The sequence below is a fragment of the Bradyrhizobium sp. 149 genome, from assembly GCF_023073915.1.
GTDB lineage: Bacteria > Pseudomonadota > Alphaproteobacteria > Rhizobiales > Xanthobacteraceae > Bradyrhizobium.
On record NZ_JADPKK010000022.1, the window covers coordinates 1,397,429 to 1,415,309 of the forward strand.

General features: G+C 64.1%; 19 protein-coding genes and 1 pseudogene. 4 read left to right on the forward strand and 16 right to left on the reverse strand.

Translation table 11 applies throughout. The annotated features are described in order from the left end of the window. Positions 1 to 17 precede the first annotated feature (17 nt). From IVA88_RS24370 to IVA88_RS24400, 7 genes and pseudogenes are all read right to left on the reverse strand, one after another. Positions 18 to 530: a hypothetical protein gene (locus tag IVA88_RS24370; RefSeq protein WP_247499696.1), complete on the reverse strand. Its 513-nt coding sequence runs from the start codon at positions 528 to 530 to the stop codon at positions 18 to 20. A gap of 92 nt (positions 531 to 622) precedes the next feature. Continuing rightward, positions 623 to 1,068: pseudogene (locus IVA88_RS24375) on the reverse strand (MaoC family dehydratase). A gap of 373 nt (positions 1,069 to 1,441) precedes the next feature. Further along, positions 1,442 to 1,864, reverse strand: a complete 423-nt coding sequence (locus tag IVA88_RS24380) for a hypothetical protein (RefSeq protein WP_247499697.1) — start codon at positions 1,862 to 1,864, stop codon at positions 1,442 to 1,444. 12 nt (positions 1,865 to 1,876) lie between these two features. Beyond that, complete coding sequence (locus IVA88_RS24385) at positions 1,877 to 2,098, reverse strand: hypothetical protein (RefSeq protein ID WP_247499698.1); 222 nt, start codon at positions 2,096 to 2,098, stop codon at positions 1,877 to 1,879. Positions 2,099 to 2,292: 194 nt separating this feature from the next. Then, complete coding sequence (locus tag IVA88_RS24390; protein WP_247499699.1) at positions 2,293 to 3,111, reverse strand: lytic murein transglycosylase; 819 nt, start codon at positions 3,109 to 3,111, stop codon at positions 2,293 to 2,295. 398 nt (positions 3,112 to 3,509) lie between these two features. After that, the gene (locus tag IVA88_RS24395; protein ID WP_247499700.1) at positions 3,510 to 4,418 is read right to left on the reverse strand and encodes an amino acid ABC transporter substrate-binding protein; all 909 of its coding nucleotides are present in this window, start codon (positions 4,416 to 4,418) and stop codon (positions 3,510 to 3,512) included. Between the two features lie 179 nt (positions 4,419 to 4,597). Further along, positions 4,598 to 5,017, reverse strand: a complete 420-nt coding sequence (locus tag IVA88_RS24400; protein WP_247499701.1) for a nuclear transport factor 2 family protein — start codon at positions 5,015 to 5,017, stop codon at positions 4,598 to 4,600. Positions 5,018 to 5,160: 143 nt separating this feature from the next. On the opposite strand from IVA88_RS24400, the gene IVA88_RS24405 reads away from it, so the two are divergent. Then, a complete protein-coding gene (locus tag IVA88_RS24405) occupies positions 5,161 to 6,402 on the forward strand; it encodes an amidohydrolase family protein (RefSeq protein WP_247499702.1) in 1,242 nt (413 codons plus the stop codon). A 212-nt stretch (positions 6,403 to 6,614) separates the two neighbouring features. Then, positions 6,615 to 6,920: a hypothetical protein gene (locus IVA88_RS24410; protein ID WP_247499703.1), complete on the forward strand. Its 306-nt coding sequence runs from the start codon at positions 6,615 to 6,617 to the stop codon at positions 6,918 to 6,920. A 12-nt stretch (positions 6,921 to 6,932) separates the two neighbouring features. Here the strand turns inward: IVA88_RS24410 and IVA88_RS24415 are convergent, their stop codons facing one another. The 8 genes from IVA88_RS24415 to IVA88_RS24450 form a co-directional block, all read right to left on the reverse strand. Beyond that, the gene (locus IVA88_RS24415; protein WP_247499704.1) at positions 6,933 to 7,856 is read right to left on the reverse strand and encodes an NAD(P)-dependent oxidoreductase; all 924 of its coding nucleotides are present in this window, start codon (positions 7,854 to 7,856) and stop codon (positions 6,933 to 6,935) included. Continuing rightward, positions 7,856 to 8,725: a hypothetical protein gene (locus tag IVA88_RS24420; RefSeq protein ID WP_247499705.1), complete on the reverse strand. Its 870-nt coding sequence runs from the start codon at positions 8,723 to 8,725 to the stop codon at positions 7,856 to 7,858. The genes IVA88_RS24415 and IVA88_RS24420 overlap by 1 nt, the downstream gene beginning before the upstream one ends. 38 nt (positions 8,726 to 8,763) lie before the next feature. Beyond that, positions 8,764 to 9,447: a 4-carboxy-4-hydroxy-2-oxoadipate aldolase/oxaloacetate decarboxylase gene (locus IVA88_RS24425; protein WP_247499706.1), complete on the reverse strand. Its 684-nt coding sequence runs from the start codon at positions 9,445 to 9,447 to the stop codon at positions 8,764 to 8,766. Then, positions 9,444 to 10,157, reverse strand: a complete 714-nt coding sequence (locus tag IVA88_RS24430) for a PIG-L deacetylase family protein (protein ID WP_247499707.1) — start codon at positions 10,155 to 10,157, stop codon at positions 9,444 to 9,446. The genes IVA88_RS24425 and IVA88_RS24430 overlap by 4 nt, the downstream gene beginning before the upstream one ends. 42 nt (positions 10,158 to 10,199) lie before the next feature. Beyond that, positions 10,200 to 11,498, reverse strand: a complete 1,299-nt coding sequence (gene dctA, locus IVA88_RS24435) for a C4-dicarboxylate transporter DctA (RefSeq protein WP_247499708.1) — start codon at positions 11,496 to 11,498, stop codon at positions 10,200 to 10,202. Continuing rightward, positions 11,495 to 12,379, reverse strand: a complete 885-nt coding sequence (locus IVA88_RS24440) for an amidohydrolase family protein (protein WP_247499709.1) — start codon at positions 12,377 to 12,379, stop codon at positions 11,495 to 11,497. The genes dctA and IVA88_RS24440 overlap by 4 nt, the downstream gene beginning before the upstream one ends. Beyond that, positions 12,379 to 13,338 carry an amidohydrolase family protein gene (locus IVA88_RS24445; protein ID WP_247499710.1) on the reverse strand — a complete coding sequence of 320 codons (960 nt, stop codon included), beginning with the start codon at positions 13,336 to 13,338 and terminating at the stop codon, positions 12,379 to 12,381. Before IVA88_RS24445 ends, IVA88_RS24440 begins: the two co-directional genes overlap by 1 nt. A 90-nt stretch (positions 13,339 to 13,428) precedes the next feature. Next, on the reverse strand, positions 13,429 to 14,136 hold the full coding sequence (locus IVA88_RS24450; RefSeq protein WP_247499711.1) for a TetR family transcriptional regulator: 708 nt from the start codon (positions 14,134 to 14,136) through the stop codon (positions 13,429 to 13,431). Between the two features lie 116 nt (positions 14,137 to 14,252). Between IVA88_RS24450 and IVA88_RS24455 the strand changes: the two genes are divergently transcribed. Beyond that, on the forward strand, positions 14,253 to 15,233 hold the full coding sequence (locus tag IVA88_RS24455) for a tripartite tricarboxylate transporter substrate binding protein (RefSeq protein ID WP_247499712.1): 981 nt from the start codon (positions 14,253 to 14,255) through the stop codon (positions 15,231 to 15,233). 93 nt (positions 15,234 to 15,326) lie between these two features. Here the strand turns inward: IVA88_RS24455 and IVA88_RS24460 are convergent, their stop codons facing one another. Further along, positions 15,327 to 16,475 (reverse strand): mechanosensitive ion channel family protein, encoded by a 1,149-nt coding sequence (locus IVA88_RS24460; RefSeq protein ID WP_247499713.1) that lies wholly within the window; start codon positions 16,473 to 16,475, stop codon positions 15,327 to 15,329. 126 nt (positions 16,476 to 16,601) lie between these two features. On the opposite strand from IVA88_RS24460, the gene IVA88_RS24465 reads away from it, so the two are divergent. After that, positions 16,602 to 17,852 (forward strand): DUF763 domain-containing protein, encoded by a 1,251-nt coding sequence (locus IVA88_RS24465; protein ID WP_247499714.1) that lies wholly within the window; start codon positions 16,602 to 16,604, stop codon positions 17,850 to 17,852. Positions 17,853 to 17,881: the final 29 nt, after the last annotated feature.

Here is a 17,881-nt window from a genome sequence, read left to right on the forward strand (position 1 = left end):
CGACCGGCGCCGGCAATTTACTTCCGATTCTCCTCGCAGAATTTCAGCGCCGCCAGCGCTTCGCCGGCCCGCGGCACCTGCATCTCGATGCTGTCGTCGTCATCGCCCTCGAAATCGAGCGAGAGACGCTTGGCCCTGGACAGCCGGTCCATCATGGACCGATCATATTCGAAGATGCCGCGCACGGTGGTCTTGTCCATGACCTCCCACTTCGCCTTCTTCATGATATCGGCGTCATCGGTGCCGACGTCGGCCCGGAGGATCTCGCCGACCTTGTCCCACTCCCAGCCGTCATAGATCATCACGATGACGATAGCCTTCTCGGAATAGGTGATGACGATGACGTAGTCGCGGTTCTCGTCTTCTTTGTCCTTGTAACCGCGGCTCGCGTTGCAATGTGCGTCCTGCGTGCGCTTCTCGATGGTCCAGTCGCCGACCTTGGACTGCTGCGCCTGCACCGGTCTTGCGGTCAGAGCAACTGCGCTCAAGACGCCGGCCAGCACCCCGGCGGCGAGAAGAGATCGTTTCATGTCAGCCTCCAGCGTCTTCCCCGACTGAGATGACCACCTCTGCCGGTGACCCGCAAGGGCTTCAGACGGCGGTGTAGAGCTGCGCCTGTGCCCTACTCCCGCCGCGGCACGATCGCGATCGGGGTGAAGGTGTAAACCTCCTCGGCGCTCTGGTTGAACATCGTCCATTTCACCAGCGCGATGCCCTGCGCTTCGACTTCGACGGCGTCAGGCTCATAACCTCTCCGACCAGATGCAGGCGGTCATCGGGCCGCACCGGGACGGTCCAGCGCAGCCCGTCGACGCCGGCGCCGATCAGCGGATGCGGGCCGAACGGGCGGGTCTGGATCGCGAGGTTCATGGCAATCGCGGCGGTGTGCCATCCCGAGGCAGCGAGGCCCCTGAACAGGGTCTGCTTGGCAGCTTCGTGGTCGAGATGCATCGGCTGCGGATCGAACTCGGCCGCGAAGCGCTTGATGTCGGCCTCAGTGACTTGAACTTCGGGGGATTTGAACTGCATTCCGATGGTGAGATCGTCGAACCACTCGACCTGCGCCATGATTTCGCCTCGCAATGTGATGCGCCGCCTCGCGGCCACAAAGGATTGGGGAAGGAGCCGGATGTAGCGGCTCCGCAGCGCACAAACCAGCCTGGGATTCTCCCAAGAAACCCATTTCCGGGTGCGACGAAACACGCCTGAAACAGTTGGTCGGTTATCTAATCGTCAAAATCATACAGGGACGGCCACCATGCAATTTCTTCTTGACCTGATCTGGGATTATTCCTGCTGTCAGCACCTCCTGGCCCTGCCGCCGCAGGAGGACGAACTATGATCGAGCTGATCTCGGCCGTGCTCGCGCTTTGTAGTATCGGCGTTTTTGCGGCGCACGCGGTGGATGCCTATCGCACCACGCATTACTGATCGCCTCGTCCTAGAACGGCCGCCGGTAGAAGTGCTCCGAATGCGTTGCCGCCGGAAACCGGTTGGCGAGTGCGAGCGCGCCCCTCTCGTCCGTCTCGAGCGCGATCTTCTGCGCGAGCATCACGTCGCCGGGAACGAGAAAGCCCGACGGGACGAAGCACCACCCCATGGTCGCAATTCCGGCCTCGTCGATCTCATGGACATTGGCGGCCGTGCCATAATGGATGCGATAGGTCTTGCCGGTATCGCAGCCGACGACATCGAAATACCGGTGCTGCTCGAACTGCGCCCGCTGCGCCGGTGACAGCCATTCGGCCAGAAGCCGACGGCCGCGAGCATCCGGCGTGTTCTCGCCGAAGAACCGCCGATAGAGTTCGCGTAGCGCATGCAGACGCGCACGCGCCGGCCCGCGGAGCCAGACTGCCGCGATCATGAGCAGCTCAGATCAACCGCCGACCAGGCGAGGATAGAACAGCGTTTCCTGCACATTCGGGTCGAACGATCGGATCCGGGTGACTTCGCCGGGTCCGGTTCGCAGCGCGGCCGTGAAGCCGGCTCCGGTCAGCTCCCGAAAGCGCCGTTCGGCCCGCGCCAGCGCTTCGGCATTGCCAGGATCAAACTCGTGGCGCGTGTCGCCAGTCTGGTCCATCACGATCTGGGTTGCCATGTTGAGTCTCCTCATGCCCAGCCCTGTTCGATCAAAGCAAACCTCGTGCCGTCGGTTCCAGTTGGCAACAACTTTCTCTTGCCGGCGCATCACGCCTTGCTGAGCCAGAGCGTTTTCGAGCGAAGTGCATGCCGGTCGCGTCAAGAAAACGCGTCAAAGCAACAATCGAGAGCCCGTCTGAAACGGGGTTCTCGTCAGCGCGAGGCGGCCGCTCCTCCGCCCTCGTCGATCTGCCGTCCCATCAGGGCGATCGCCTTCTGATAGACGCCGGCGGCATTCCAGGCCTCGATGGCGGCGAAATTCGGCTCGCCCGGCTGGTAACCGGCTCCTGCGCGCCAGCCATGGGCCTTGAGGAAATTCGCCGTCGAGTTCAGCGCATTGGCGGCAACTTCGAGATTGCCGGTGCCGTAGGCCAGGATGTTCTTGGGCATGAACTGGGTCTGGCCGACTTCGCCGTGCATCGAGCCGCGGGTTGCCCCCGACAGCGTGCCGCGATCGATCAGCTTCAGCGCCGCATAGAGCTGATCGGTGAAGAATTCGGGACGGCGGCAGTCATAGGCGAGCGTCGCGATCGAGGAGAGCATGTTCTGGTTGCCGCGCTGGCTGCCGAATCCGGTCTCCATGCCCCAGATCGCGATCAGCGGCCCCGGCGGGACGCCATAACGCTGCTGGATCGAGGCGAACAAGGCGGCCTGCGACTGCTTGAGCTGGCGGCCCTTGGCAACGATGGTGGTGGCACCGCGCTTGGCGAGGAACTGGTCGAGCGACAGCGAGAAGCTGCGCTGGCCGCGGTCGGCCGCGATGGTGGCACTGGCGTAGTTGGTCTGCATCAGCGCCGAGAGCGCGGTCTGGCCGATGCCCTTGCCCTGCGCCTCCGCGCTGAACTCGCGCTTCCAGGCCTCGAAGCCGGCCGACGAACTGCCGCATTGCGCGGCGTAGGCGGCGGGCGCCAGGCAGCCGAGCAGCGTCATCGCCCCAAAAACCGCCCCGGCCACAGTTCTCCCCCTAGTCATTCCGATGTCCTCTCTGTCTGCCGCAATCCGATGCCCGAGCTTACCCGGACGAAGGCGCCGACTCCATGGCGTGATCATACGACAGTTCCAGTCCGTCCAAATTGCCCTCCCTGCGCCACTTGTCGAGCAGCCGCAAGAATGCCACCGGGCCGCGCCAACACTGGCTGTTTCTTGGCGCAATCGGATCGAACACGCCTTCGACGCGCGCCCGGATCTCGGCTTGCCCGCTGTTCTATGCGCTGGAGGCTCGCGAAGACGACCGCAAGTTCCTCGGGACCGATATCCTTCGGCAGGCTGGCCGCACCCGGCGCAGGACCCGAAGGGCGGCACGGGTTGGACGGATGCTGACATCTCGGCGGGCCGCTTGCGCGCCCCCTCAGGCGACGACAGCCCTCGCCTCAGTTGACCACATAGACATCAGGATCGAAGCTGGAGCTGGGCTTCTTGAAGGCGTCGCGCAGGGCCGGTGACATCGGGACGTTGTAGTTGAGGCCGCTCGGCGGCGTCGGCGATTCCAGCCACTTCTTGTAGAGGACCTCAATCTCCGGGCTGGCGTACAGCTCTGCAGTCGCGCGGTCGGCAAGCGCCTTGAAGGGCGCATCCTCCCGCCGCAGCATGATCCCGTAAGGCTCGGGCTTCGAGAACGTCTCCTCGCTGATCATAAAGAGCTGCGGCTCCTTCGATCGCGCAATCGCGACCGCGAGCTGCACGTCGTCGAGCGCGTAGGCCTGGGCGCGATCGGTTTCGAGCAACAGGAAAGCTTCGGCCTGATCCTTGGCCGGCATCACATTGATGCCGAGATTGCGCTCGGTGTTGACCTTGGCGAGCTGCGTCAGGTTGACCGAGCCGGCCACTGCCGTCACCGCCTTGCCCTTGAGATCGTCGATCGTGTTGATCTTTGCGGCCCTTTTGGCGGCAAATCGCGTGGCGCTGAGGAAGTGCGTGTTGGTGAAGGCAACCTGCTTCTGGCGATCGGCGTTGTTGGTGGTGGCCGAGCAATGCAAGTCGAGCGTCCCGTTGACCATCAGCGGAATCCGGTTCGACGACGTCACGGCGATAGTGTCGACGGCGATGTCGGGCATGCCGAGCTGCTTCTTCACGGCATCCACGATTCCAAGGCAGATATCCATGGCAAAGCCGACCGGCTTCTGGTTGCCGTCGAGATAGCTGAAGGGGACCGAGGCCTCCTGATAGCCCAGCGTGATCTTCTTCGTTTCTTTCACTTTCTGTAGCGTGCCCGACAGGTCTTCGGCGGAGGCGACAGTCGCAAGGCATGTGAGGGCCAGGAGAACGGTAGGTAGACGCATCGGGGGCTCCTCGAGGACGCTTGCGCCTCCATGCCGGGCGCAGCAATCGCACCGTTGATAGCGCAGGCGCGTGGCAGCGGCCAGACGAGCTTGCGCCTATCAGCTATCGCCGCTTGCGATATGCTGACCGGTCAGCTTGTCCGCGCGGAAACGGCCGGGCCCAAGCGCCGGGCTGGCTGTTACGCGTCGATGCCGCGCTGGACCAGGATGCGCTCGGCGCTGTCGTTCCAGACGTCCATCTTGGTGATCTTGCCATTCCGCACCACGAAGCGATCGACGTAGCGGTTGCCTTCGAACGGGGTCCCATCCTTCCATTCGCCATAGAGCGTGCCGACGCTATAGACCACGGTTTCGCCGTCGCCGGGGCAGACGTCGAACCGGTCCATCCTCTTCTTGACCCAGCGGTAGCGCTTGGCGTTGAAGGCGGTCGGGCCGCGCGGATGATCGAACTCGCGCCCGCCGGTAAAGGTGATGACCGTGCCCGGCGCCATATAGGCTGCCGCGGTGTCCGGATCGGGGATCATCGATGCGGTGAGATAGGCTTCCACGATCCCGGCATCGAACAACGGACCGGCTTCGGCTCTTGCGGCAATGGACATGGCTCATTCTCCCGGCTTTGGGGAATACTAGCGCCGCCATCGGGGAATACGTGCATATATTTTGAACATTTCCCTCGCTACACTGCCGACAATCTGGAGCCGCCAACCGCGGCTGGCTGCACTAAATTCCTTCCGCAGGAGCCATGACCGCGCAATCCGCCTTTGACCTCATCTTTCGCAATGCCGTGCTGCGCGGGGCTGCCGACCCAATGGATATCGGCGTCACGCGCGGCCGGATCACCGCCATCGAACCGACGCTCGCCTGCGAGGCCGTCGAGGTCGATGTCGGCGGGCGCCTCGCCCTGCCCGGCTTCGTCGACAGCCACATCCATCTCGACAAGGCCTGCCTGCTCGGCCGCTGCGGGCACGATCACGGCAGCGTCTCGGAAGCGATCCGCGCCGTCGCCGGGATGAAGAAGGACTTTACGATCGAAGACGTCTATGCACGCGGCGCAAAGGTGCTCGAACGCGCCATCGTGCACGGCACGACCCGCATGCGAACCCATGTCGAGATCGATCCGCGCATTGGCTTGCGCGGCTTCGAGGCGGTCAAGGCGCTGAAGCGTGATTATGCCTGGGCGATCGACCTGTCGCTCTGCGTCTTTCCACAGGAAGGCCTCACTAACGATCCCGGCAGCGAGGAGCTGCTGATCCAGGCGCTGCGCAACGGCGGCGGGGTGATCGGCGGCTGCCCCTACACGGACACCGATCCGAACGCCCATCTCGCGCGCATCTTCGACCTGGCACAGGAATTCGATGTCGACGTCGATCTCCATCTCGATTTCGACCTCGATCCCTCCTGGTGGCACCTCGACGAGGTCTGCCGGCAGACCGAGGGGCGCAAATACGGGGGGCGCGTCGCAATCGGCCATGCGACGAAACTCTCCGCACTGGCACCGGAGCGGCTGAAGGCTGCCACCGCGCAACTCGCGCGAGCCGGCGTTGCCGTCACCGTGTTGCCTGCAACCGATCTCTATCTGATGGGGCGTGAGGCGACCCACAACGCGCCACGCGGGCTGACGCTTGCCCACAAGCTCGCCGGCGACGGCGTGGTGTGCTCGGTCGCGACCAACAACGTGCTCAATCCCTTCACGCCGTTCGGCGATGCCTCGCTGCTGCGAATGGCGAATTTCTACGCCAATGTCGCGCATGCCCCGGTCAACGATTTCGATACCTGCCTTGATCTCGTGACCGAGCTGCCGGCGCGGCTGATGAACCTCAGGGATTACGGCATCAAGATCGGAAACCCCGCCGATCTCGTCGTGCTCGATACGCAGGACAGCCGCTTCGCGATCGCCGAGCTGCCGGACATCGTGATGGGATTCAAGAGCGGCCGGCAGACTTTTGCGCGGCAACGGCCCACTCTGTTCAGACCCGGTTCTTGATCTGCTCTCAATGCATATCTGCATTGAGAGCGGCTGGTTTTCGCGCAGCTTCCGTTCGATGTTACCGGCGATCGTTCCAAAATTCCGAATCCGGTAGATTCCCGGATAGCAGTTTCTTGCTGATTCTCGATAGCTGCGCGCATTGCAAGTCCCGCGGTGCCGGCCAATAATAGGGCCTGCACTGAAGTCTGCATTCAACGGGAAGCATCGACATGTTCAGCGCATTCAGCAGCATCGACTCCATTCGCGCGAGAACGCCCAGCGAGGCCGCCGTGAAGCGGCTCGACGGCATCGGGCATGTGCTGTCGGACCTTGATCTGGCAAGCGTCCAGACGCAGGATGACCTGACGCGCATGCTCCTGACGCTCGATACCGCCGACAAGTGCATTCGGTCGATCCGCGCAGAATTCCGTACCGAAGCCGCCAGCGACCGGCTCGCCCGCAAGGCCGAAGACCTGATGGCGCTGATCGAACGCGCCCGCGACGAGCTCACTGGCTGTCGCACGGCAAAGTCCTGAGCAGGCGCCGCCTTATTTCTCGCGATTGATCTTCGCCAGGATTCGGTCCGCCTCGGTGCGCCAGTCGGCGCTGCGTGCGAACTCCTTGGTGCCTTTCGTTCCGAACAGGCCTTCATCGGCAAGGTCCGCCACCCAGGCCTGCCGCTCGGCGGTGCCCTGCGCGGACCACGGCGTCAGCCCCGCTTCACGCACGGTCTCGGCGACCTCCCGGACTTCCTCGGCGCGGCGGCGGCCATGCTCGATCACGCGCTGGAAGCAATAAGCGCCCTGCTTTTCCCAATCGATCGTGGGAAAGGTTTCCGCCAGTGAAGCCAGTACCGCATCCTCGACGCCATAGGCGCGCGCGGTGGTGAAGCTTTCGATGACCATGGCCTCTAGGCCCTTGATCATGATGCTGCGACACATCTTCACCGCCGAGGAAACACCGAGCTCGTCGCTCGCAACCTTTGCCGCAAAACCGATCGCGTTCAAGAGCGGCTCAAGCTCCCTGGCACCGGGACCACCGAGCAGCAGCGGCACCTTGATGCGATAAGGCGGTACCGATGTCATCACCGCGCCCTCGACATAGCGTCCGGCAGCGCCGTCGATCAGGGCCGCGGCGCGCTGCTTGGCGCTGGGAGACGCGGAATTGAAATCCAGGAACCAGGTGCCCTGATTGATCGCGGCCGCGCAAGCCTTTGCCGCCGGCACGGCCTGGCTCGCGGTGACCGCGGAGATGATGAAATCGGATCTGGCGGTCAGTTCGGCGTGCGAGGCTGCGAGCCACACGCCGATTTTTTCCGCATGCTCCTTCAGCGAAGCACCCTGCTCGCCTCCGAGCTTGATGTCATAGGCCGAGACCTTGATGTCCTGTTGGCGTAGATCCTCGGCCAAAATCCTGCCGACCTCGCCGTAACCGACCAGCCCGATCTGCCATCGCTTGGGATCACCCGCCATCAGTTCAGTCCTCGCGTCGTCTCGTCGAACAGCTCCTCAACCGCGTAGCGGCGCGGGATCAGCCCCTGCTGGTACGCGTAGTCGAGGATCAGCTCCAGCGGCTTTCTGTTGGCCTCGAACCCGAACGGCACGAGATCAGGTGTTGCCGCAGTGCCGATCTGTTCCTTGTTCCGCTTGAGCAGATCATAGACCGCCGCGACCACATCAGCGCGCGATCTCGCCAGCTGCTCGGTCACGACCACGAGATGGTTGACCGGCACGACGCCGCGACGCGCGTACCATTTGGCGGCTTCCGCGGCCGGATCGGGGAACAGCGTCTTCAGCTTGGGATCGCTCGAGGCCTCGCCGAGGACGGCGTCGAGCTCGCCGTCGAGCAGCATCTGGAGGATCTTCTTGTCCTTCGGCGCGCGCTCGGTGGTGTCGACATATTCGGCAACATGCGGGTCTTCGAAGGTGATCCAGCGGATCTTGTCGAGGTTGACGCCGCAATCGTTGGCGAGGATGCCCCTGATCCAGGCGCCGGTCGTGGTCGTGAACGATCGAATGCCGACGCGCTTGCCCTCCAGATCGCACGGCGCGAGCGTTCCATGCGCAGGATTATAGAGCGCGTAGGAATGCTGGAAGCGGCCGAGCATGGTGGCAGGCAGCAGCACCAGCGGCTTGTCATGCGCCTTCGCCATCAAATAGGTGACGATCGCCATCTCGCAGACGTCGAAGGCCTGCTCGCGCACCATCGGCTTGAACGCCATGTTGGTCGGCGTATACGCGATGAAGTCGAGATCGAAGCGGTCGGAGCGAAGCTCGCCGCTCTTCACCGCCTGGACATGGGGGTGACTGCCGAGCACGGCTTTCAGCTTGAGACGATCCATCGGCCCACTCCGCTTCTCATCTTGTTCTCTTCTTGGCTTCAGACGTCCTCGGGATTATCGACATAGACGAGCCCGGCCTTCCCCAAGGCCTCGCGCATGCTGTACATGTCGAGGCCCAGCTCGCCCGAAGCCAGCCGCTTGCGCTTGCCGCCTTCGTCCGCGTTGCGCTTCTTCGCCTTGTCGGCGACCTCGGCCGCGTAGCGCTTCGGCACCACCACGACGCCGTCGTCATCGGCCACGACGATGTCGCCGGGGTCGACGTTGACGCCGGCGCAGACCACGGGGACGTTGACCGAGCCGAGCGTGGCCTTCACCGTGCCCTTGGCCGAAACCGCGCGCGACCACACCGGAAAATTCATCTCGTGCAGCGCTCTGACGTCGCGGCAGCCGGCATCGATAATCAGCCCCTGCACGCCACGCGTCTGAAGCGAGGTCGCGAGCAACTCGCCGAACATCCCGTCCGTGTTGTCGGTGGTACAGCCGACGACGAGAATGTCGCCCTTCTTGCACTGCTCGACCGCGACATGGATCATCCAGTTGTCGCCGGGCTGTGCCAGCACGGTGACAGCAGGACCGGCAATCGCCGCGCCCGGCCACACCGGCCGCAGATAAGGCTTCATCAGGCCAACGCGCCCATAGGCCTCGTGCACGGTCGAGACGCCGTACTCCGCCATCCCGGCGGGATCGGCACGCTTGATGTTGCGAACGACAACCGGCTTCATGCCAAAACCTCCGCAACCGTCGGGAACAGGCGCTGATAGGCCTCGCCGTAGGTCATGGGCACGCCGGTGTTGCGGCTGCCCTGGATGCCGCGATTGAGCGCGACGCGCTCGTAATAGCCCCAGAGGTGTTTTTGCGCGGCCAATATCTGGAACGCTTCGTACTTCTCCTTCCAGACCTCGTCGATCTTGAGGAGCAGGTCCGGCTTGTAATTGCACTGCTCAGGCTGGTGCGGCTCGAACAAAAACACCGGCGGCGCCGAATATTGGTACTGCGCGCCGGGCTTATGGCCCATGGCCTGCGCGACCACGCGGGTTTCCTGCGCGAAATGCGCCGCATTGGGATGGTCGAAATTATAGGGGTCTTCCAGCGCGTGCGTCAGCACGAAGCTCGGGTTGAACTCGCGGTAGATGTCGACCATCCGGTCGAAATGCGCCTCGGTCAGCTTCAGCGGATAGTCGCCGCAATCGAAGAACTCGATCTCGGCGCCGAGCAGCTTTGCGGCACGCTCCGCCTCGTCCTTGCGACCGGCCTTGACCGATTCCAGCGTCGCGCCCTTTTCCTTCCAGGCAAACTGGCTCTCGCCGCGCTCGCCGAAGGACATGCAGACGATCTTCATGCGAAAGCCCTTCTTCGCATGCAGCGCGATGGCGCCGCCCGCGCGCCAGACGAAATCGCCCGGATGGGCCGTGATCACGAGACCTGTTTTCATGGGACAAACTCCCCTCTTTTGTTCGTAAGCGTCCTAAGTTCGTCAAGCCGCCGCGGCGGGTTCCTCGCGGTCGAGCACGCGCTTCAGGCGTTCGCCATCGAGCGCGCCTTCCCATTTGGCAATCGCGATGGTCGCGACCGCGTTCCCGATCAGATTGGTCGGCGTCAGCCCCTGCGACATCAGGCGGTGGATGCCGAGCACGAGTGCCACGCTCGTCACCGGGATGCTGCCGGTGGCGGATAGCGTTGCCGCCAGCACGACGAAGGCGGCGCCCGCGATTCCCGCCGCGCCCTTGGAGGTCACGAGCAGGATCAAAAGCAGCTCGATCTGCTCGGCGAGCCCGAGCGGCGTGTTGGTTGCCTGCGCCAGGAACACCGAGGCGGCAGCAAGGTAGAGGCAGGTGCCGTCGAGATTGAAGGAATAGCCGGTCGGGATCACCAGCCCAACGACGCTGCGCTCGCAGCCGGCCTGCTCCAGCTTGGTCAGCATCCGCGGCAGTACCGTCTCCGACGACGTGGTAGCGATGCAGATCAGCAGCTCTTCCCAGATGTAGCGGATCAGCTTGAGCAGCGAGAAGCCGCAGATCCGTGCCACCGGGCCGAGCGCCACGATGATGAAGATCACGCAAGTAAGATAGAAGCCGCCGAGGAGCTTGCCGAGCGAGGCCAGCGAGCCGACGCCGAACTTTCCGACCGTAAAGGCGATGGCGCCGAATGCGCCGATCGGGGCCGCCCACATCACGAAACCGACGACGGCGAACACCATCTTGGCTGCGATGTCGATGAGATTGACCAGCGGTGCAGCCCGCTCACCGAGCTGCACCAGCGCAAAGCCACAAAGCACGGAGATAAACAGAACCTGGAGGATGTTGCCCTCGGCAAACGCGCCGATGAACGTCGCCGGCACGATGTTCATCAGGAACGGCACGAAGCCGATCACGCCGGTCTGCTTGACATAGGGCTCGATCGCGCTGGCATTGATGGTGGCGGGATCGATGTTCATGCCGACGCCGGGCTTGAGCAGATTGACGGCGACGAGACCGATGATCAGCGCGATCGTGGTCATGATCTCGAAATAGACGATTGCCTTGACGGCGACGCGCCCGACACGGGCCATGTCGGCCATATGCGCGATGCCGTGGACGACCGTGCAGAAGATGATCGGCGCGATCAGCATCCGGATCGCCTTGATGAAGGCATCGCCCAGAGGCTGCATCTTGGCGCCCGCCTCGGGATTGACGATCCCAAGCGCGACGCCGGCCGCCATGGCGATGAGCACCTGGATCCAGAGCTCCTTCCACCAGGCGCGGCCGCGCGGCTTGTCGATCGCCAGCGCCGTCATTGGTCGAACTCGAACAGGCGCGCCGGATTATCGACGAGGATCTTCTGCTGATATTCCGGCTCCGGCGCGAACAGCGGGATCAGGTCGACGAGATCGCCGTCATTCGGCATCGCCTTGACGTTGGGATGCGGCCAATCGGTGCCCCAGATGACCCGGTCGGGCGCGGTCTCGACGATCTTTCGCGCGAACGGCACGGCGTCGGTGAACGGCGGGCCGGCCGAGGACACCCGTTCGGAGCCGCAGATCTTGACCCAGCACTTCTCGTCGCGCTCCATCAGCTCGATCAGGATCTTGAACGGCAGTTGATCGAGCCCGTCGGACGCCTTCACCCGCCCCATATGGTCGATGGTGTAACTCAGCGGCAATCTTGCCAGCATATCTGCATATTCAGGCAGATCGATCGCGTCGAAATGCAGATCGATGTGCCAGCCGAGCGGCGCCACCATCGCGATGACCCGATTGAACATGCTCTTGTCGGGAACGCCGCCGAGATGGCGGACGAAATTGAAGCGGCAGCCGCGGAAGCCGCCCTCGTGCAGCACGCGAAGCCCGCGTTCGGTGATGGTGTCGTCGATATTGGCAACCGCGCGATAGGCGCCGTTGCTCTGCGCGATGGCGTCAAGCGCCACCGTGTTGTCGGTGCCGTGCACACTGGCATTCACGATGACGGCACGCTCGACGCCGAGCTTGGCATGCAGCGCACGGAAATCCTCGAGCGGCGCATCCGGCGGCGTGTAGGAGCGGTCCGGCGCGTAAGGGTATTTCGCGCCGGGCCCGAAGATGTGGCAATGCGCATCGCAAGACAGCTTCGGCAGCCTGAACTTCGGCGTGCGCGTGTCCGGATCGGGCGGCGGAATGGTCGGCGTGTACATGATGCTCATCAGCTGAACTTGAACAGGCGCGCCGGATTGTCGACCAGCAGTTTTTGCCGGACCTTCTCATCAGGCGCGTAGTGGGGAATCAGATCGACGAGGTCGCCGTCATTGGGCATGATCTTGACGTTGGGGTGCGGCCAGTCGGTGCCCCAGATGACGCGATCGGGCGCATTGGCGATCAGCGCTTTTGCGAATGGCACCGCGTCGTGGAACGGCTTGCCGACGCTGGAGGCACGTTCGAGCCCGGTGATCTTCACCCAGCACTTCTCGTCCCTCTTCTGGAGATCAAGCAAGGCCGTGAAGCCGGCATCGTCGAGCCCCTTCGCGGCCTGAACCGTTCCCATGTGATCGATCACGTAAGGCGTCGGCAGCGCGGTGAGGATGGGCGCAAATTCGGCGATCGTGCCCGGCTCGAAATAGACGTCGATGTGCCAGCCGAGTTCGGCGACACGATGCACGATGCGCTGAAACTTGGTCATGTCGCCGACGCCGCCGAGGCGCTTGAGGAAGGCGAATCGGCAGCCGCAGATCCCGCCCTTGTCGAGCGCCGCCAGTTCCTTGTCGGTCATTTCGTCGTCGACGTTGGCGATGCCCTTATAGGCACCCTCGCTCTGGGCGATGGCGTCGGTGACGACGCGATTGTCGGTGCCGTGCACGGTCGCATTGACGATCACGCAGCGCTCGACGCCGATTGTCTCGTGCACGCTGCGAAACGCCTCCAGCGGCGCATCAGCCGTGTTGTAGGGACGCTTTTCCGCAAAGGGATAACGAGACGCCGGTCCAAAGATGTGGGCATGGCTGTCGCAGGATTTTGCCGGCAGCTTGAACGACGGCGTCTTCGGATTTGGATCCGGCGGCGCGATCGTCGAGATCGCCTTCGGCTCCGCCCCTTGCGCGTGCGTCTCGCTCACGAGCGTTGCGCCGGCCAGTCCGGTCAAGAGATGCAAGCAATCTCGCCTGTTCATGTCCTCAACACCCCGTCACTTAAGCACGCTTGCACATGGTCCGCTTGCGAGCGGAAGCGCGAGGCCGCGCCTCCTCTTGGGCGGTTTCTTTCAAGTCTTGCTGACGACGGGCCGCCGCCGTGCCGGCGCGGCCTGATCGAGCGCCGGCGCCTGGAACGCAGCGACGGTGGCCTGCACCAGCTGCTCGATGGCGCTGGCGGCATCGCTGCCGTCCGCCTCGCCGCGCGACAGGCGGGAGACGCGATCCGGCGTTACCAGCGAGTAGTAGAGCGCGCCGAGCAGGAAGTGGCTGCGCCAGACGATGTCGGTGCGCGGAACGTGCGGCAGGCTGTCGTGGATAGCATCGATGAAGGCGTGGCTGGTGTCGTCGAAAGTTTGCGCGATAATTTTTCGCGCGACCTCGTTGCCCTCCGCGGACATCACCGCGCGCAGCCGCGTGAACCGCGCCCCGCCCCCGGCAAGATCGCTGCCCGAGGTGAAGGCCGGCGCGACATAGGCCCGCACCACCGCTTCGAGCCGGTCCTGGAGATCACGCACGCGCTTGGCGGCCGCGAGCAGCTCGGAACGGCGCAAGTTCATCGGCCCGCAATGGCGCCGGTAGATCTCCAGCAGCAGGCCGTCCTTGGTCTTGAAATGATAGGTCACGCTGCCGGGATTGGCGCCGGCGGCCTGTGCGATATCGCGCACCGACACGGCGTTGAAGCCGTTGGTGGCGAACAGCTCCTCGGCCGCGGCGAGGATCGCCTCGCGCATGTTCGGCTTGCGGGCCGTTTCCTTGCTGGTGGGCTTGCGTACCATGTGATTTGTACTATCGTACAAAAGATCAGGTCTCGTCAACAAAAACCATGGGCAGCGTCCGGACGGCTCGAAAGACCGACGGTCCGCGCGCAAACGCCCGCAAGGAGTGCTGGAAAATGCTGGGTTTGAACAAGAATATCGGCGGCTTGATGCTGGGTGCCGGTCTGCTGCTGGCGGGCGGCGTCGCGCAGGCCGCTGACAATTATCCGAGCAAGCCGGTTCACATCCTTGTCCCTTATGCCGCCGGTGGCGCGGTCGACGTGCTCGCGCGCACGCTGAGTCAGGCGCTGGCGAAGACCTGGGGCCAACAGCCAGTGGTCGACAATCGCCCCGGCGCCGGCGGCATCGTCGCCTCGCAGGCACTGACGCAGGCCGCGCCCGACGGCTACACGCTTATCCTCGTCGCGAGCGGTCATCCCCTCAATCAGTTCATTTATCCGAGCGTGCCTTACGACACGTTCACGGATTTTACCGCGATCACCGAGGTCGCCTCCTCGCCGCTCGCGATCGTCGTCGCTAAGGACAGCCCCTATAAGACGCTCGGCGATCTCCTCGCTGCGGCGAAAAAGGAGCCGGACAAGCTTTCCTACGGCATGTCCGGCAACGGCACTTCCGCGCATCTCGCCGGTGAGCTGTTGAAGCACATGTCCGGCACCAAGATCGTCGCGATCCCCTATAAGGGCGGCGCGCCCGCGCTGACCGCCGTAATCGCCGGCGACATCCCGCTCAGCATCAATCCGCTTGCGGAAGCCATCGCCCAGCTCGAAGGCGGCCCGGTCCGCGCGCTCGCGGTGACCTCGGCCGAGCGGTCCAAGGCGCTGCCCAACGTTCCGACTGTCGCCGAGGCGGGCGTGTCAGGTTACGACGTCTCGGTCTGGTGGGGTGTTCTTGGTCCGGCCAAGATGCCGCCGGAGATCGTGGCGAAGCTCGAAACCGATCTGAAGGCGGCGCTGCAGGACCCGAACGTGCTGTCGACGCTCGGCAAGATCGGCGCAGCCCCGGTCGGCTCCTCGCCCGGGGATTTCGATGCCTACATGCATGCCGAGGCCACCAAATGGGAGCCAGTGCTGAAGGCCGCCGACATTCGCGCGCAGTGAGGTGCTCCACGCGAAGGATCTCTTTTGGGCACCTCGCGCGCGCCGCTCTGCTCGCGGTCGTGCGCGGCGCCACGAAGGCAGCGCGCGAGTAGGTCAATTGCGTGCGCTCGCCCGCATCTTTTCCGGCGCGGCGGGGCGTCGCACGAAATCAGTATCATCGCCGCCCCCTCCCGACGGGATCAGGATCGCGCGCTCGCGCGGCAGCGCTTCCGGCATCTCGTCGCGGATAAAGGCGATGAGCTTCTCCCTCATCTCGCAGCGCAGGTCCCAGGATTGCGGTGCATTCCTGGCGCTGACGAGGGCGCGAAGCTCGATGGTGCGCGAATCCGCGTTGATCACCTGGAGATTGACCACCTCGCCATCCCAGAGCTTGGACTGCTTCACCGCCTCCTCCAACCAGCAGCGGATCCGCGGCACGTCGGCGCGGTAGTCGACGTTGAGCGCGATCGTACCGATCAGGGACGCTGCGTCCCGGGTCCAGTTCTGGAACGGCTTTTCGATGAAGTAGGACAACGGCACCACCATACGGCGCCAGTCCCACAGCCGGATCACCACATAGGTCGAGGCGATGTCCTCGACCCAGCCCCACTCGTTCTCGATGATCACGGCATCCTCGATGCGGATCGGCTGGGTGATCGCGATCTGCAAACCCGCGATCAGGTTGCTGAGCAGCGGGCGCGCGGCAAGACCAACGATGATACCGGCTGCGCCGGCCGAGGCGAACAGGCTGACGCCATATTGCCTGACCGAGTCGAACGTCATCAGCGCGGTGGAGACCGTGATGATGACGATGATGGTGTCGGTGACGCGCTTGAACACGCGGATCTGCGTCACGTGCTTGCGCGCGACGAGGTTCTCGGTCACGTCGCGAAAGTTCCGCAGATAGCGCGCCGCGCTCATGTCGACGATCCGGATCGATATCCAGCCGATCAGCGCGATGAAGGCGACGATGAACACGCGCACCAGCGGCGTGCGGATGGTGTCATCGAGCGGTGCAAGCGGCAGAGCCAGCGCAACGGCAGCAAGACACATGGCCAGCCGGGCCGGCCCCGCCGTACGCTCGATGAACACGGCCAACAGAGCGAGGCGGGTTCCGAAGGCACGGTTGAGGAGCCATACCGCGACCCGATACAGGAACAATGCGAGCAGGATCGCGACGGCGATCAGGCTGAGACCGACGAACCACGACGGCACCCAGCCGAGCATCTCATCGATGTCGGCCAAAATCGCTTGCAGATTCATCCATGTCCCCGCGTTGCATCAGGCGTCCGCGCTCAACGCCTTCACAGCGGCTTCGCTCCCCCGCTCAGTGCAACGCAGCATCCCTCTGGTGCAACCTTCTCCGAACTGCGCTATCTCTAGACGATCATGACTCGACGGACCGGCAGCGCCGACCTTCCCCTTCACACCGGCCGGGTTCCCCCCTGGCTCGCGACCCGCATGGCTTCGCTAGGCGCGATCGTGACGCAGGCGATCGTGCATCACTACGGCCGCGACGCATTCCTCCAGCGCCTCTCGCATCCGTTCTGGTTCCAGTCGTTCGGTGCTGTCATGGGGATGGACTGGCACTCCTCAGGCATCACGACCTCCGTGATCGGCGCATTGAAGCGCGGGCTAGGCCCGCTCCAGGATGAGCTAGGAATCTACGTCTGTGGCGGGCGTGGTCAGCACTCGCGCAAGACTCCGGACGAACTGATGCAGCTCGGCGACCGCATCGGCTTCGACGGCGCAAAGCTCACGCGTGCGAGCAGGCTGGTGGCGAAGGTCGACAGCGCCGCGGTCCAGGACGGTTTTGACCTTTACCTGCACGGATTCTTCGTCACGGCCGACGCCAAATGGACCGTGGTGCAGCAGGGCATGAACGGCGACAAGCGGCAGGCCCGCCGCTATCATTGGCATTCCGAGGCGCTGAAGAGTTTTGTCGATACGCCGCACAGCGCGATCGACGGGCCGTTGCAAGGCGAGATCGTCAATCTCACCGACCATCGCGCCGCGATCTCGCGCAACGCGCAGCTCGCGCTCCTGAGCGATCTCGGCCCGGATCGCATCCTTTCCGAATTCGAGCGGCTCACCGGGATTGCGCCCGAGCCTGCGCAGGCGATGCTGCCGCATTTGATCATGCCCGCGCACCATGACGTCCGGCCCAAAGATGTGTTCGCGCGCCGCCTGCACGGCACACTCGCGGCCGCGGCCGAGCGCGGCCCGGTCGATTTTCCGGAACTGCTGCTGACGCCCGGCGTCGGCGCGCGCACCGTGCGCTCGCTGGCGATGGTAGCCGAAGTCGTGCACGGCGCGCCCTATCGCTTCAACGACCCTGCGCGCTTCTCGCTCGCCCATGGCGGCAAGGACCGGCATCCCTACCCGGTTCCGATCAAGGTCTATGACGAAACCATTCGCGTGCTCAAAGATGCGATCCAGAACGCAAAGCTCGGGCGCGAGGAAGAGATGCAGGCCATCAAGCGGCTCGACGACCAGGCACGGCGGCTGGAGCGCACCGCGCGCGGGCCATCGGTCGACGCCTACATCGCCGGAGAGCGTGCGGCCTCGCCCGATCTCGACGGCCGCTCCGTGTTCGGCTGGGAGCGCGATCTCGGGCCGACAAAAAAGCGGACCGGCTGAAAACCGGTCCGCAAGTTGCTCGGGAGGAA